Origin of the sequence: Nitratireductor sp. GISD-1A_MAKvit (assembly GCF_040819555.1) — a bacterium.
Classification (GTDB): Bacteria; Pseudomonadota; Alphaproteobacteria; order Rhizobiales; family Rhizobiaceae; genus Nitratireductor.
On record NZ_CP161920.1, the window covers coordinates 2044716 to 2060954 of the forward strand.

Consider the following 16239-nt stretch of genomic DNA (forward strand, 5'->3'; position numbering starts at 1 on the left):
GTGAAATTTCAGATGAAGGTTATTATTATGTGTACAATAGCGGTCAGAAAAAGTCCTTATATAAAATAGATTTGAGTAATTACTCTGCTACTAGAATTACGTTGAGTAGAGATGTATCCATATCAGATATGGCTTGGTCTAAAGGCCTTCTTTATTCAAAGGAAAATTCTTCTACTAATTTGATATCCATAAATCCAGTTTCAGGTCAGGTGACTAATATTGGTGCTACTGGCCTTTCGTCAGGGGCGATGTTTGGTGCGATGTTTGGTGCGCCAAATGGCGTATATGGTTCCGCAAACAATGGTGAAGGCTTCTACAAATTCAAGAGATCGACGGGGCGTGCAACGCGCATTTCTTCAGCACCGGGGGCAAGCTCCAACGACGGAATGAAATGCGCAACATCCGTTCTTAGCTTTGAAGCCGACATCTCGATCGAGAAGACCAATAGCCAGCAAACATACAAAGCCGGTGAGGACGTTGTCTACGAAATCAAGGTCTCCAACGAAGGGCCATTTGGTGCTGGCGACCTTCTTGTAAACGACCCCTTGCCTGATGGCATCACCGAAGCAAGCTGGACATGCAGCGAGGCCGGTGGAGGCAATTGCGATGTACTGAGCGGTGTCGGTGCCATCGAAAATGCGGACGTTGACCTGGGGGTGGACGACTTTGTTGTCTTTACAGTCACGATGTCAGTGCCCGCCGATTTCGAGGGGGAGCTTGTGAACGTGGCAACTGTCGACGTTCCCAGCAGCGTTGACGATCCAGATCCTACCAACAACACATCGACGGACACGGATGTTCAGGGTGATGTATCGCTGACCAAAGACGGCGAGCTGGAAGACGCTAACGCCAATGGCAGACCTGATGCCGGGGAGAGGATCAACTACACCTTTACGGTGACGAATAAGGGCACTTCGCCCTTGACGAACATCTCGGTCAGCGACCCACAGGCGGAGATTACTGGCACCATTGCCAGCCTTGCTGCGGGAGAAAGCGATTCCACTTCGATTACCGGTCATCACGTTCTTACCCAGGAGGAGATCGATTCGGGCAGCTACAGCAACGTCGCCCTTGTTGAGGCAGAGGATCTTGATGGTGATCCGGTGATGGCGCATTCCGCGCCATCCGGTGAGACGGAGGGCGCCCCGACAGTTGTGGACCTATTGGCCGAAGGGGCAACCACACTTGAGAAATCGTCGCAACTCAACGATGCCAATGGCAACGGTGCACCCGATGTGGGCGAGGTGATCGATTACACCTTCACCGTGACCAATACGGGCAATGTGACGCTGACCGATGTTGCGGTGACGGATGACAAGGCCACGATCAGCGGCAGCCCCATTGCTTCAGTGGAACCCGGCGTCTCCGACAGCACCAGTGTGACCGGCGTCTACACGGTGACCCAGGAGGACATCGATGCCGGTTCGGTGGACAATGTTGCCACCGCCACGGGCAAGGACCCGGCTGGCAATGATGTGACGGTTCAGTCCAACCCGCCCGGCGGTGCTCCCGGCGATCCGACCACCACGGAGATGATGCAGAACTCCGAGATGGACTTCGTCAAGGAGGTGACGCACGACGACGCCAACGGCAATGGCACTGTCGATGCCGGCGAGCGTATGAACTACCAGTTCACGGTGGAGAACACGGGCAATGTTACGCTGACCAATGCCACGGTGACGGACAGCAAGGCGACGATTGTCGGCGGCCCGATCCCGACGCTGGAACCCGGTGAAGTGGATGCCACGACGATCACCGGTTACCACGATGTGACCCAGGAGGAAGTCAACAGCGGCAATATCGAGAACAATGCCTCGGTTTCCGCCAAGGACCCTGCCGGCAATGATGTGACGCGCGATTCCCGTCCGCCGGGTGGTGAGCCCGGAGACAGCACGAACTTCACGGTGGAAACGGTTTCCTCCATGGAGACGGTGAAGGAATCCACGCTGAACGATGCCAATGGCAACGGTGCACCCGATGTGGGCGAGGTGATCGACTACACCTTCACCGTGACCAATACGGGCAATGTGACGCTGACCGATGTTGCGGTGACGGATGACAAGGCCACGATCAGCGGCAGCCCCATTGCTTCAGTGGAACCCGGTGTCTCCGACAGCACCAGTGTGACCGGCGTCTACACGGTGACCCAGGAGGACATCAATGCCGGTTCGGTGGACAATGTTGCCACCGCCACGGGCAAGGACCCGGCCGGCAATGATGTGACGGTTCAGTCCAACCCGCCCGGCGGTGCCCCCGGCGATCCGACCACCACGGAGATGACGCAGAACTCCGAGATGGACTTCGTCAAGGAGGTGACGCACGACGACGCCAACGGCAATGGCACTGTCGATGCCGGCGAGCGTATGAACTACCAGTTCACGGTGGAGAACACGGGCAATGTTACGCTGACCAATGCCACGGTGACGGACAGCAAGGCGACGATTGTCGGCGGCCCGATCCCGACGCTGGAACCCGGTGAAGTGGATGCCACGACGATCACCGGTTACCACGATGTGACCCAGGAGGAAGTCAACAGCGGCAATATCGAGAACAATGCCTCGGTTTCCGCCAAGGACCCTGCCGGCAATGATGTGACGCGCGATTCCCGTCCGCCGGGTGGTGAGCCCGGAGACAGCACGAACTTCACGGTGGAAACGGTTTCCTCCATGGAGACGGTGAAGGAATCCACGCTGAACGATGCCAATGGCAACGGTGCACCCGATGTGGGCGAGGTGATCGACTACACCTTCACCGTGACCAATACGGGCAATGTGACGCTGACCGATGTTGCGGTGACGGATGACAAGGCCACGATCAGCGGCAGCCCCATTGCTTCAGTGGAACCCGGTGTCTCCGACAGCACCAGTGTGACCGGCGTCTACACGGTGACCCAGGAGGACATCAATGCCGGTTCGGTGGACAATGTTGCCACCGCCACGGGCAAGGACCCGGCCGGCAATGATGTGACGGTTCAGTCCAACCCGCCCGGCGGTGCCCCCGGCGATCCGACCACCACGGAGATGACGCAGAACTCCGAGATGGACTTCGTCAAGGAGGTGACGCACGACGACGCCAACGGCAATGGCACTGTCGATGCCGGCGAGCGTATGAACTACCAGTTCACGGTGGAGAACACGGGCAATGTTACGCTGACCAATGCCACGGTGACGGACAGCAAGGCGACGATTGTCGGCGGCCCGATCCCGACGCTGGAACCCGGTGAAGTGGATGCCACGACGATCACCGGTTACCACGATGTGACCCAGGAGGAAGTCAACAGCGGCAATATCGAGAACAATGCCTCGGTTTCCGCCAAGGACCCTGCCGGCAATGATGTGACGCGCGATTCCCGTCCGCCGGGTGGTGAGCCCGGTGACAGCACGAACTTCACGGTGGAAACGGTTTCCTCCATGGAGACGGTGAAGGAATCCACGCTGAACGATGCCAATGGCAACGGTGCACCCGATGTGGGCGAGGTGATCGACTACACCTTCACCGTGACCAATACGGGCAATGTGACGCTGACCGATGTTGCGGTGACGGATGACAAGGCCACGATCAGCGGCAGCCCCATTGCTTCAGTGGAACCCGGCGTCTCCGACAGCACCAGTGTGACCGGCGTCTACACGGTGACCCAGGAGGACATCGATGCCGGTTCGGTGGACAATGTTGCCACCGCCACGGGCAAGGACCCGGCTGGCAATGATGTGACGGTTCAGTCCAACCCGCCCGGCGGTGCTCCCGGCGATCCGACCACCACGGAGATGATGCAGAACTCCGAGATGGACTTCGTCAAGGAGGTGACGCACGACGACGCCAACGGCAATGGCACTGTCGATGCCGGCGAGCGTATGAACTACCAGTTCACGGTGGAGAACACGGGCAATGTTACGCTGACCAATGCCACGGTGACGGACAGCAAGGCGACGATTGTCGGCGGCCCGATCCCGACGCTGGAACCCGGTGAAGTGGATGCCACGACGATCACCGGTTACCACGATGTGACCCAGGAGGAAGTCAACAGCGGCAATATCGAGAACAATGCCTCGGTTTCCGCCAAGGACCCTGCCGGCAATGATGTGACGCGCGATTCCCGTCCGCCGGGTGGTGAGCCCGGAGACAGCACGAACTTCACGGTGGAAACGGTTTCCTCCATGGAGACGGTGAAGGAATCCACGCTGAACGATGCCAATGGCAACGGTGCACCCGATGTGGGCGAGGTGATCGACTACACCTTCACCGTGACCAATACGGGCAATGTGACGCTGACCGATGTTGCGGTGACGGATGACAAGGCCACGATCAGCGGCAGCCCCATTGCTTCAGTGGAACCCGGTGTCTCCGACAGCACCAGTGTGACCGGCGTCTACACGGTGACCCAGGAGGACATCAATGCCGGTTCGGTGGACAATGTTGCCACCGCCACGGGCAAGGACCCGGCCGGCAATGATGTGACGGTTCAGTCCAACCCGCCCGGCGGTGCCCCCGGCGATCCGACCACCACGGAGATGACGCAGAACTCCGAGATGGACTTCGTCAAGGAGGTGACGCACGACGACGCCAACGGCAATGGCACTGTCGATGCCGGCGAGCGTATGAACTACCAGTTCACGGTGGAGAACACGGGCAATGTTACGCTGACCAATGCCACGGTGACGGACAGCAAGGCGACGATTGTCGGCGGCCCGATCCCGACGCTGGAACCCGGTGAAGTGGATGCCACGACGATCACCGGTTACCACGATGTGACCCAGGAGGAAGTCAACAGCGGCAATATCGAGAACAATGCCTCGGTTTCCGCCAAGGACCCTGCCGGCAATGATGTGACGCGCGATTCCCGTCCGCCGGGTGGTGAGCCCGGAGACAGCACGAACTTCACGGTGGAAACGGTTTCCTCCATGGAGACGGTGAAGGAATCCACGCTGAACGATGCCAATGGCAACGGTGCACCCGATGTGGGCGAGGTGATCGACTACACCTTCACCGTGACCAATACGGGCAATGTGACGCTGACCGATGTTGCGGTGACGGATGACAAGGCCACGATCAGCGGCAGCCCCATTGCTTCAGTGGAACCCGGTGTCTCCGACAGCACCAGTGTGACCGGCGTCTACACGGTGACCCAGGAGGACATCAATGCCGGTTCGGTGGACAATGTTGCCACCGCCACGGGCAAGGACCCGGCCGGCAATGATGTGACGGTTCAGTCCAACCCGCCCGGCGGTGCCCCCGGCGATCCGACCACCACGGAGATGACGCAGAACTCCGAGATGGACTTCGTCAAGGAGGTGACGCACGACGACGCCAACGGCAATGGTTTCATTGATGTCGGGGAACGCCTCAATTACCAGTTCACGGTGGAGAACACGGGCAATGTTACGCTGACCGATGCCACGGTGACGGACAGCAAGGCGACGATTGTCGGCGGTCCGATCCCCAGCCTTGATCCCGGTGAAGTGGATGCCACGACGATCACCGGCTATCACGATGTGACCCAGGAGGAAGTCGACAGCGGCAATATCGAGAACACCGCTTCTGCTTCCGCCAAGGACCCTGCCGGCAATGATGTGACGCGCGATTCCCGTCCGCCGGATGGCGAACCGGGTGACACCACGAACATGACTGTCGAATACAACAGCTCAATGGAGACGGTTAAGGAATCTGCCCTCAACGACACCAATGCAAACGGGCTTCCCGATGTGGGCGAGGTGATCGACTACACCTTCACCGTGACCAATACGGGCAATGTGACGCTGACCGATGTTGCGGTGACGGATGACAAGGCCACGATCAGCGGAAGCCCCATTGCCACGCTGGAGCCGGGCGTGTCCGACAGCACCAGTGTGACCGGTGTCTACACGGTGACCCAGGAGGACATCGATGCCGGTTCGGTGGACAATGTTGCCACCACCACGGGCAAGGACCCGGCCGGCAATGATGTGACGGTTCAGTCCAACCCGCCCGGCGGTGCGCCTGGTGACCCTGCAACCACAGAGATGACGCAGCACTCCGAGATGGATTTCATCAAGGAAGCGAGTCATGACGATGCAAACGGCAACGGGTTCGTCGATGCAGGTGAACGACTGAACTATCTCTTCACGGTTGTGAATACCGGCAATGTGACGCTGACCAACGCCACGGTGACGGACAGCAAGGCGACGATTGTCGGCGGTCCGATCCCGAGCCTTGCGCCGGGTGAAGTGGATGCCACGACCATTACCGGTTACCACGACGTGACCCAGGAGGATGTCGACAGCGGAAATGTCGAGAACACCGCTTCTGCTTCCGCCAAGGACCCTGCCGGCAATGATGTCACCCAGACCTCGCGTCCGCCCGGTGGCGAACCCGGCGACAGCACCAATTTCGATGTCGCCGGAAACGGTCAGGTGGATATCGTCAAGGAGGCTGAACTCGATGATGCAAACGGGAATGGCTTTGCCGACGCCGGTGAAACGGTCAACTACATCTTCACTGTGACCAACACGGGCAATGTGACGCTGACCGATGTTGAGGTGACGGACGACAAGGCCACCGTTAGCGGCAGTCCCATTGCCAGACTGGAGCCCGGCGTATCCGACAGCACCAGCGTCACCGGTGTCTACACGATCGCGCAGCAGGATATCGATAGTGGATCGTTCGAGAATGTTGCATCGGCCACCGGGAAGGATCCCAAGGGAGAAGACGTTACAGCCCAGTCGCGCCCGACAGATGGTGAGCCCGGTGACACGACACTGATTACTTTTGAACCCAATCCGGCCATTGAAGTAGAACTGGTGGATACCCTGAGGGATGATGACACAAGCGAGTTCCCCGACCCCGGTGAGGCGCTGGTATACACCATAAAAATCCGGAACACCGGTAACCTCACCGTTCACAACATCTCCGCCCAGGAGATGGATGTTGCGAGTGAAATAGCGCCTGCGTCCACAATGGAACCCCAGGAGAGTGTCCCTGTCTCTGGCGGTGTCCTGCAGGAGCTTTCGCCCGGTGAGGAGGACAGTGGTACATTCTCGGTTCTCTATCCGTTAACCCAGGATGATGTGGACGAGGGTATGATTGTGGCCAGCGTCAAGGCTGCAGGGGTCGCAGCCAATGGAACTCCTGTCGAAGACGCGTCCGATGATCCTGAAGATTCCGAAAATGTTGATATGGAAGGCGACGCCGAGCCGGATGATCCCACAGATACCCGTCTCCTTCAGCATCCCTCACTATCGATGGTGAAGACAGGAACGTTCCAGGGGACGGCCGATGAGTTCGCGGAACCAGGTGACACGATCCTTTACACCTTTATGGTGACGAATGATGGCAATGTAACACTCAGAAATGTTGTTCCTTCCGATCCCGGACCTCGCTTTGATGGCAAGCCGGGGACGGGGACCATGACGGGTTTCACGCCGGAGAGTGCCGACCTCGGCGCCGATGAGAGCGAGACGTTTACGGCCACCTATACGCTCACACAGGCAGACATTGATGCTGCTCAGGGTGTCGAGAATGGTATCAAGAACAAGGCGACCGCATCGGGGACCGGCCCAAGAGGGCAAGAGGCCGTTTCACCCGAAGCCGAGGCCGTCGTGGAAATTCCAGGTTTTGCAATCAACAAGACTGCCGGCTTCACTGAAGTACAACGCGGCGACAGGGTACCTTACACGATCCGGGTGAAACCGATCGCCTACCAGAATGCCGTGATATTCGATGTCGTGGACATGATGCCGCCAGGGTTCGCCTTTGTGAAAGGTTCAGCAAACATCGATGGAAAGGCGGTTGCTCCGACGGTAGAGGGTAGGAAACTGACATTCGAAGATATATTTGTCCCCGAAAGTATGCCCGTTGAGATTTCATTCGATCTGGCAGTTTCTGCTGCGGTGAAGCCGGGTGAGTACATAAATCGCACCTGGGTGCAGGACCAATTCGATGAAAAGGTCTCGCGTGTTGCAACGGCACTTGTTGAGGTGGTTGTAGAGGCGGTGTTCGATTGCGGCGACATAATTGGCAAGGTCTTCAACGATGTTAACCGCAACGGGTATCAGGATTCTGGCGAACCGGGGCTTGCAGGTGTTCGGGTGACGACAGTCAAGGGACTCTTGCTGACAGCCGACGACCATGGCCGGTTCCATGTGGCATGTGCGGACCTTCCCGACCAGAGGATCGGCACGAACTACATCATGAAGCTCGATCCGCGCTCTCTGCCCACCGGTTATCGCCTCACCACGGAAAACCCACGGGTCGTGCGGCTAACCGCCGGTAAGGCCTCCGAGTTCTCGTTTGGCGCGTCCGTTGGCAGGGTCGTACGGCTCGATGTGAGCGATGCGGCGTTTGTAGAGGGTACTGTGGAGCTGCATCCCGAATGGGCATTGCAGTTTGGCCAGATGATCGCGTTGCTTGACAAGGAGCCTTCCGTATTGCGGTTGAACTATACCTCTTCGGGAGAATCGAAACGGCTTGCGCAAAAGCGTCTCAACGCCATCCGCAAGATGATCCGGGAGGAATGGAAGTCGGTTGGTGGCCGCTACAGACTGGAGATCGAGACTCGGATGCAAAGGGTGCGAAACGCGGCGCCCAGGCCCTCAAACCGAAGATCGGTCTATAAATAAGTACATACAAGCACCCGGATCCTGGATCCGGGTGTTTCTTTCCGGACAGAGGTAGTCAGTCCTGAAGGATGACCCGGTCTCCGCGGAGTTCAAAAGCCGAGAGCGTATTGATGAAACTCATTCCCAGAAGGCTTTGCTGCAGGCTACCCGGGCGGGCTATGTAAACAGGAATTTCGTGCCGGAAGATCGACCCTATACGGACCTCGCTCGCTTCTTCACGGGCCACGAAAGTGGAGCCGTTGGCGGTGGACACCGGAATGCGATAGTCCAGTGTTTCTGTTACAAAACCTGCAGAACGCGCATCGCTCGCAGACAGCACGATGGAGCTTGCTCCCGTGTCGATCAGCATGCGCACAGCCTTTCCGTTCACATGGGCGATGATCTCAAAATGTCCGTTGATTGCGCGCTCTACCATCACCCGCGCAATGCCATCCTTCGCTTTCAGTGCGACCGGGCTCCCCGGCACCAGTCCAGCAGTAACCCGACTGGCGACATCCTGAATTTCGTATCGATACTGATAAAGAGCCATCAGCGCCACAAGGAGCGCGCTCCAGAAGGCAAATGAGCGGGCGGTTGCCCCCAACCGCATTCCGGAGCCCATCATGCCAACGATCAGGGCGCTGGCCCAAAGCCCGAGGTAAAGCGTGCCTGCGAACACGGAATTTGGCAGGCCGAAAACCTGACCTTCATCGTGATTGACGACGAGCAGAACCAGTCCACCGGCGAGAACGACCAGAACCAGCCAAAGAATTCGCAAGGCTATCTCTCCCCGGTCTTTTCACGCTTGAGGACCGCGCGTCTGGTTTCCCGTCTGGGCTTGCGCTCGATCGTTTGCAGGCGCTCCTGCAGAGTTGACATCACGGTGAGGCGCTCTGTCCGCGTCATGCTTTGCCAGGCCGAAATCTCGCCGCGCGTTCGACCGCATCCGATACACAAGCCGGATGTCTCTTCGATCGAGCAGAGGAGAATGCAGGGGGATTCGATCTCGGCCATAATTTATCCAATACATTGACCAGAGATGGGGAACGGTGCCGGTCAGTGCAAGCGGAAAATATGCGCAAATCGGCCATTGCGTGTTTTCTTCATGGTGAGTATCCCGATGCCGAGACCAATCGGGATAGTTGTTTCATGTCTTTTTCAGGAATGCCCTTTGATGATGTTCGTTCCGTTCTCGAGCAGATCGAGGCACTGGATCAAGATGCCGGCAGCGCAATGGCTCGTGCTTTTGCACGGGCGGGACATGCTGGAAATGCTCTTGGGCGCCTGAAAGATCTGGGCGTATGGCTTGCGGCCACGCGTGGCCGGACGCCTCCATTGATCGGCAAGACCGGTGTGGCACTCTACGCTTCGACGCACGGATTTTCTGAAAACGCTGCTGTGGCGCTTGCAGAACAACAGGCTCGGGTGGATGCTGTCGCTTCCGGTGCCGCGCCGGTTTCGCATCTTTGTGTGGCAAACGACCTATCACTGAACGTTTTTGAACTGGCGCTCGACATGCCTTGTGATGACGCAAGGCGGGCTGCTTCGCTGGACGAACGCTCATGCGCAGCGACAATCGCGTTTGGCATGGAGGCCACTGCCGAAGGGGTTGATCTTCTGAGTATCGGTGCCTTGGGGAAAGAGGCGCCGATAGCGGGGGCGTCGATCCTCTGCGCTCTGTTCGATGGGGGCTTCGAGCATCTGGAGCGTGATGCAAGGGCAGTGGTTGAAGCTGTTCACACGTTTCATGGGGCACGGCTGGGAGAGCCACTTGAAATTCTCCGATGTCTGGGGGGGCGCGATATTGCCGCGCTGGTCGGCGCCATTCTCGCTGGTCGCGTTCAGGGTATCCCCGTTATCCTCGACGGGCTGCCTGCGCTGGCTGCATGTGGGGTTTTGCATGCCCTGAAACCGGAAGCTACGGCTCATTGCATGCTCGCCGGAGCCGGCACGGAGATGGAACGCTGGGTGGCTGAAAAGCTTGACCTTGTTGCCTTGGTGGACCTTCGCCTTTCACAGGAGCCGGGATGTGCCGGTGCTCTTGCAGCTGCAGTTGTGAAATCAGCGGCGGCGCTGGCTGGTGGGGTTTTTGAGGTCGCCGAGCGTCAAAGCGCACTCTGAACCGAACTTGTGGTCAGGCGACGCCGCCTGACGCCACTTTGGGTTCCATGGGCATGGCTGGGAGCTCCTCCATCACGCGCGAGCGCGGGAAGGCGACGATGGCGGTTGTGCCGGAACGCAATTTCGACTGGAGCTCGAAAACACCATCGTGCAGGGCTGTCAGCCCCTGGACGATGGGGAGGCCGAGACCGGTGCCCTGTTCGGCGCTCTTGATGGCGATCGAGCCCTGACCGAAGGCGGACAAAACCACGGCTATTTCTGCTTCTGGAATGCCCGGTCCGTTGTCTTGCACTGATATGTACTGACCCCCGCCGGCAGTCCAGCCCACCCGTATGCGCACTTCACCCCCGCTAGGGCTGAATTTCACGGCATTGGACAAAAGGTTCAGGGTGATCTGGCGGATCGACCGTTCATCAGCGAAAAGGCGAAGAAGCGTTGGCTCCGTCTCGATTTTCAAAGAGATGTTCTTGCTTCGCGCTTTCAGTTCCATCAGCCGACAGCAGTCTTCTACCACCGGGGCAAGAGAAAGCGGTTCTTCGTTCAGTTTGTAGCGCCCGGCTTCGATACGCGACAGATCCAGAATCTCGTTGATCAGGCTGAGCAAATGCTTGCCGGATTGGTGAATGTCACTGGCGTAGTCGCGGTAGGTCGGGTTCTCGAGCGGCCCCAGTACCTGATTGGCCATGACTTCAGAGAAGCCCAGAATCGCATTCAGCGGTGTCCTCAGCTCGTGGCTCATGGACGCGAGAAACCGTGATTTTGCCAGGTTGGCTTCCTCGGCACGGCGGCGCGCTTCGTCAGACATGGATTTTGCGGTTTCAAGCTCTGCTACCAGTGCGTTCTTCTCGCTTTGGGAGGCGAGAAGTGTAAGGGCAGCTCGATTTCTATGATTTGCGACATAGGTGAGAAACGGCAGGGAAGCGGCAACAACGACCGCTGCAACAAGGGTGCTGGTCGCTGGATTGAGGCTGGCCTGGAATGCAAACGCGCAGACGGGAAGTGCGAACGCAGCGACCAGGGCACCCCCCAGCGCGGCGGTCACGATTGCCGTTCCTGCGATGACGAATAGCAGCACGGTCCCCTGAACGAGTACAATCTCGGGGAGTGTCGTGCCGGTGGTTGGAAGAAGCGCGAAACAGGTCCACCCAATCCCACTCGCAAAATGTGCTGCGAAGAGCCAGCGCCGTGTACGGACAACCTCGATCTCGTTCTGTGACCGGTGTTTCAGTCTTTGCGCGATCGCGAAGAGAGGTAGATAGCAGGCGAGGGCGGCAAAAGCCCACATCGCCAGTGTGTGTGTTGAGCCACCGGCGTAGAGACCGCCAAAAACGACCAGGAGGATAAGAAGAGGCGGCGTTCCCGCATTGGAAAGGAGGGCGCGTGCATGAAGTTTCAGCATGTCGCGATTGAAATCGGGCGGGCCGAGATTTTGCGACAGCCGGTCTCTTGTGCGGCGCACGGCAAGGCCGACATTGCTGTTGCGATGCGGCTTGGTGCGGTCCACAATAAATTTGTCAGCTGATTTCGAAGCTTTCGGCAACATCACCTGTTTCGTGTTCCTCCAAACTCTGATCAAGTTATTCGCGAATGATTAAAAGTCCCTTCAAGAAATGAATGGCCGTGGAAACCCGAGGCGTTCTCGCCGCCGCTCGATGAGCCTTGTCGACCTGGCACTAACCCTCCTGCTTCTGGTTGGAATCGCGCTTCTCGTGGATCGGTTTCAGCGCCTCTCTACTCGTACACTTGACGGGACGGTTACCGTTCATGATGGCGATACCATCACGCTGGCGGGTGAAAGGATACGGATTCGCGGGATTGATGCACCGGAGCTCCGCCAGAGTTGTACACGTGATGGCCATCCATATGATTGTGGTCGTAAAGCGCTCAGAGCGCTGGTCCAGATGGTGAAGGGACACACGGTTGTCTGCGAAGGCCACGAACGGGACCGCTATGACAGGCTCCTGGCTCAGTGCATGGTGGGAGATCAGGATATCGGTCTGGCTATGGTGGAAGCGGGATGGGCCATGGCTTACGGCGATTATGATGCTGCCGAAGCGCAGGCCCGCCGCGGCCGCGTCGGGATCTGGGCGGGCGGTTTCGACGCGCCACGCGCTTGGCGGGAAGCACATGAAGAAGAGGAGGTGTTTCCTGATGGCATTCTCACAAACATCATCAGGAGGATCAGGCGATGGTTTGCAGGTTAGAGGCATTGATCAATCCAGGAGTCGACCATGAAACTGTATGATGGTGCCAAAGCACCCAATCCAAGGCGTGTGCGGATTTTCATTGCGGAGAAGGGTATTGAGGTGCCGGTCGTGCCGGTCGACATGGGGGCGCTGGAGCATAAGTCCGACAGACTGACGAGGCTCAATCCCCTGCAGCGGCTGCCTGTTCTTGAACTTGAGGATGGCACGGTTCTGACGGAAACGGTTGCCATTTGCCGTTATTTTGAGGGGCTCCATCCTGAACCCGCCCTGTTTGGGAAGGGGGCTTTGGGTGTCGCGCAGGTTGAGATGTGGCAGCGGCGCATCGAAATGCACCTGTTCTATCCCATCGCGCAGGCATTCCGGCACCTGCATCCCGCAATGCAAGGCTGGGAGGTGCCCCAGATCGCGGAATGGGGAGAAGCGAACAAGCCGAAGGCCCAGGAGTTTCTGGCTTATCTGGACAAGGAACTTGGCCAGCGTGAATTTATCTCTGGAGATGTCTATACAATTGCCGATATCACCGCTCTGGTGAGCGTCGATTTTCTCAGACTTGCGCGCATATCGATCCCCGAAGGGCTTGATCACCTTATGCGCTGGTATCACACGGTCGCGGGGCGACCGAGCGCGAAAGCGTGATGACTGAAGACAGTGCAGATGGGCTGGAAACGCTTCTGCGCAGGATACGCGCGTGCCGTATCTGTGTCGAAGCGCCGCAAGGAAATCCCCTGCCGCACGAGCCTCGGCCGGTCGTGGTCGGTTCGAGGAAGGCACGTGTCCTGATTGCCGGGCAGGCACCCGGTACGCGTGTGCATGCCTCCGGGCTGCCATTCGACGATCGCTCCGGCGATCGTCTGCGCGACTGGCTGGGGGTGGACCGGGCTGCCTTTTACGATCCGGACCTCTTCGCCATAGTGCCCATGGGCTTTTGCTTTCCGGGCCTTGATGCAAAAGGTGGCGATTTGCCTCCGCGAAAGGAATGTGCGCCTGCCTGGCGTTCCTCGTTGCTGGCCGAAATGCCTCAGATCGAGCTGGTTCTTGTCATTGGGCAGTATGCCCAATCGTGGCACCTGGGTGATGAGCGATCGCGTACATTGACCGAGACGGTGGCCGACTGGAGGCGTTTGCTTCAGCTGGACCGGTCTCCACGTGTTCTCCCATTGCCGCATCCCTCCTGGCGCAACACGGGGTGGCTGAAAAGGAATCCCTGGTTCGAGCGGGAGCTTCTTCCGGTTCTCCGAGAGGGAATTTATCGGCTTGTTATGAAGAGAAAGAGAAAACCAGACTAGTCTCGCTCTCAGTGAGGTAAAAGTTTTCTTGTTTCGCGTGGGTTCCGCTGTCACTTTAGGAAAAATTTTTCTTCGGAGCCTGTCATGGATCGCCTAGATCGCAAAATTCTGCGTCTTTTGCAGGAAAATTCGACCCTCGCTGTTGCCGATGTCGCAAAAAAGGTTGGTCTGTCGACCACGCCATGCTGGCGACGTATCCAGAAGCTTGAAGAAGAAGGTGTAATTCGCCGGCGCGTTGCAGTCCTCGATCCCGAGAAGGTCAATGCGAGAGTGAACGTGTTTGTTTCTATCCGTACAAACATGCACAGTCATGAATGGCTGAAGCGCTTCTCGGAAGTTATCCAGCAGTTTCCGGAGGTGGTCGAGTTTTACCGCATGAGCGGCGATGTGGATTATCTTTTACGGGTCGTCGTGCCGGACATCGCAGCGTATGACGCTTTCTACAAGCGGCTGATCGCAAAGATCGAGATTCGAGATGTCTCGTCTACCTTCGCGATGGAGCAGATAAAATACACGACCGAGCTGCCGCTGGATTATCTCGTTCTGGACAAGGAATCTGGAACATCCGGCAGTGGTTGAGGGGAGGCGCCGTCTTTCCCATGAGTGAGCGATTGCCAGGGATTGGACTGGAAAGACCGGCCCGAAGCGGGGGCGTTCTTCAACGGGCGTACTTCCGCCCGGTGAATGCTGTAACCTGACTGGATGACCGCAGGGCCATCCAGGATGAACATCTGCGTTTTCTCCAGCCCCGACGACAGTTTTCCCGCGACGGTGACCGGTTCGTAGTTTGATCGCAACCGGTAGGGAGTGGCTGGGACAACGCGGATGACCTGATTGGCCGGGGGTTGCGCATTGTGACTGCAGGCACCGGGGCGCGAGACCAGCATGAAGGTGTAAACCAGATCGCCTTCCCGGTCTGACGGCAGAAGGTAGCCCGTCAGGCTGATTGCCTGTCCATCAAACAAGGGGGTGAGTGCGCCTTGTTCCGACAGGGATGCGTCAGTCTGTGGAACAAGATCCGACCATTGGAGCTGGTGTATCGTTCCGGGAGATGCAGACCCGGCCACAACGAACCCCATCACGGCAATCGCACCGGAAACTGCCGAGCGGATGGCATGTGTGAACGGGCTCATTGAGGCGCCTTATTCCATGAGCCGGGCGATCAGGGAGGAGGTGTCCCAGCGGTTGCCACCCATCTTCTGTACATCCTTGTAGAACTGGTCGACCAGTGCGGTAACAGGGAGGCTTGCCCCGTTTCGGTCGGCCTCGGCAAGGCAGATCGCCAGATCCTTGCGCATCCAGTCCACCGCGAAGCCGAAATCGAACTCTCCCCGGTTCATCGTTTTGTGCCGGTTCTCCATCTGCCATGAGCCGGCCGCGCCCTTGGAAATCACGTCCACCACCTTTTCGATGTCGAGGCCGGCCTGTTTTCCGAAGTGGATTCCCTCGGCCAGGCCTTGGACGAGCCCTGCAATGCAGATCTGGTTGATCATCTTGGTGAGCTGCCCCGCTCCCACCGGGCCCATCAGTCCCACCATTCGAGCATAGCACTCAATGACCGGCCGCGCCTGGCTGAAAACCGCTTCATCTCCGCCGCACATGACGGTGAGAACCCCATTTTCCGCTCCTGCCTGTCCGCCCGAGACCGGAGCGTCGATGAAGGCGAAGCCGCGCTTTTGGGCTTCCTTTGCCAGTTCGCGCGCAACTTCAGCAGAGGCTGTGGTGTTGTCGATAAACACCGCGCCTTTCTTCATGTCCTCGAAAGCGCCATTCTCGTCCACGGTGACCGAGCGAAGGTCATCATCGTTTCCAACGCAGCAGAAGACAAAATCCTTTCCTGACGCTGCTTCACGAGGGGTAGGGGCACTGGTGCCGCCGTGTTCCTGGACCCAGCGTTGTGCCTTCTCGGGGCTGCGGTTGTACACGGTGACATTGTGTCCGCCTTTGTTGAGAAGATGCGCGGCCATCGGGTATCCCATAACTCCAAGACCGATGAATGCGACGTCTGCCATGTGGATGCTTCTCCCTGGTGTGCGGTTTTCCTGACGGATCTGT

11 protein-coding genes are annotated in these 16239 nt (G+C 58.2%); 6 read left to right on the forward strand and 5 right to left on the reverse strand.

Annotated elements, in window-relative coordinates; all coding sequences use genetic code 11:
- Positions 1–386: 386 nt before the first annotated feature.
- On the forward strand, positions 387–8591 hold the full coding sequence (locus AB2N04_RS11000) for a hypothetical protein (RefSeq protein ID WP_367714544.1): 8205 nt from the start codon (positions 387–389) through the stop codon (positions 8589–8591).
- A gap of 55 nt (positions 8592–8646) precedes the next feature.
- On the opposite strand, the gene AB2N04_RS11005 is transcribed toward AB2N04_RS11000, so the two are convergent.
- Both AB2N04_RS11005 and AB2N04_RS11010 read right to left on the reverse strand, forming a co-directional pair.
- Positions 8647–9348, reverse strand: coding sequence for a TIGR02281 family clan AA aspartic protease (locus AB2N04_RS11005; RefSeq protein ID WP_367714545.1), 702 nt, complete (start codon positions 9346–9348; stop codon positions 8647–8649).
- 2 nt (positions 9349–9350) lie between these two features.
- Positions 9351–9575, reverse strand: coding sequence for a DUF1289 domain-containing protein (locus AB2N04_RS11010; protein ID WP_367718787.1), 225 nt, complete (start codon positions 9573–9575; stop codon positions 9351–9353).
- A gap of 144 nt (positions 9576–9719) precedes the next feature.
- Between AB2N04_RS11010 and AB2N04_RS11015 the strand changes: the two genes are divergently transcribed.
- Complete coding sequence (locus tag AB2N04_RS11015) at positions 9720–10691, forward strand: nicotinate-nucleotide--dimethylbenzimidazole phosphoribosyltransferase (RefSeq protein ID WP_367714546.1); 972 nt, start codon at positions 9720–9722, stop codon at positions 10689–10691.
- A gap of 13 nt (positions 10692–10704) precedes the next feature.
- Here AB2N04_RS11015 and AB2N04_RS11020 read toward each other — a convergent pair whose 3' ends face one another.
- A complete protein-coding gene (locus tag AB2N04_RS11020) occupies positions 10705–12234 on the reverse strand; it encodes a sensor histidine kinase (protein ID WP_367714547.1) in 1530 nt (509 codons plus the stop codon).
- Between the two features lie 109 nt (positions 12235–12343).
- Here AB2N04_RS11020 and AB2N04_RS11025 point away from each other — a divergent pair, with 109 nt between their 5' ends.
- The 4 genes from AB2N04_RS11025 to AB2N04_RS11040 all read left to right on the forward strand — a co-directional run bounded on the left by AB2N04_RS11025 (position 12344) and on the right by AB2N04_RS11040 (position 14763).
- On the forward strand, positions 12344–12895 hold the full coding sequence (locus AB2N04_RS11025) for a thermonuclease family protein (protein WP_367714548.1): 552 nt from the start codon (positions 12344–12346) through the stop codon (positions 12893–12895).
- A 27-nt stretch (positions 12896–12922) separates the two neighbouring features.
- Positions 12923–13534, forward strand: coding sequence for a glutathione S-transferase (locus AB2N04_RS11030; protein WP_367714549.1), 612 nt, complete (start codon positions 12923–12925; stop codon positions 13532–13534).
- Positions 13534–14184, forward strand: coding sequence for a uracil-DNA glycosylase family protein (locus AB2N04_RS11035; RefSeq protein ID WP_367714550.1), 651 nt, complete (start codon positions 13534–13536; stop codon positions 14182–14184). Before AB2N04_RS11030 ends, AB2N04_RS11035 begins: the two co-directional genes overlap by 1 nt.
- 84 nt (positions 14185–14268) lie before the next feature.
- Entirely contained in the window at positions 14269–14763 is a 495-nt protein-coding gene (locus AB2N04_RS11040) for an Lrp/AsnC family transcriptional regulator (RefSeq protein ID WP_367714551.1), read from the forward strand.
- Here AB2N04_RS11040 and AB2N04_RS11045 read toward each other — a convergent pair.
- Positions 14718–15317, reverse strand: a complete 600-nt coding sequence (locus AB2N04_RS11045) for a DUF3299 domain-containing protein (protein ID WP_367714552.1) — start codon at positions 15315–15317, stop codon at positions 14718–14720. The two genes, AB2N04_RS11040 and AB2N04_RS11045, sit on opposite strands and share 46 nt — an antisense overlap.
- Positions 15318–15326: 9 nt before the next feature.
- On the reverse strand, positions 15327–16235 hold the full coding sequence (locus AB2N04_RS11050) for an NAD(P)-dependent oxidoreductase (RefSeq protein ID WP_367718788.1): 909 nt from the start codon (positions 16233–16235) through the stop codon (positions 15327–15329).
- Positions 16236–16239 lie beyond the last annotated feature (4 nt).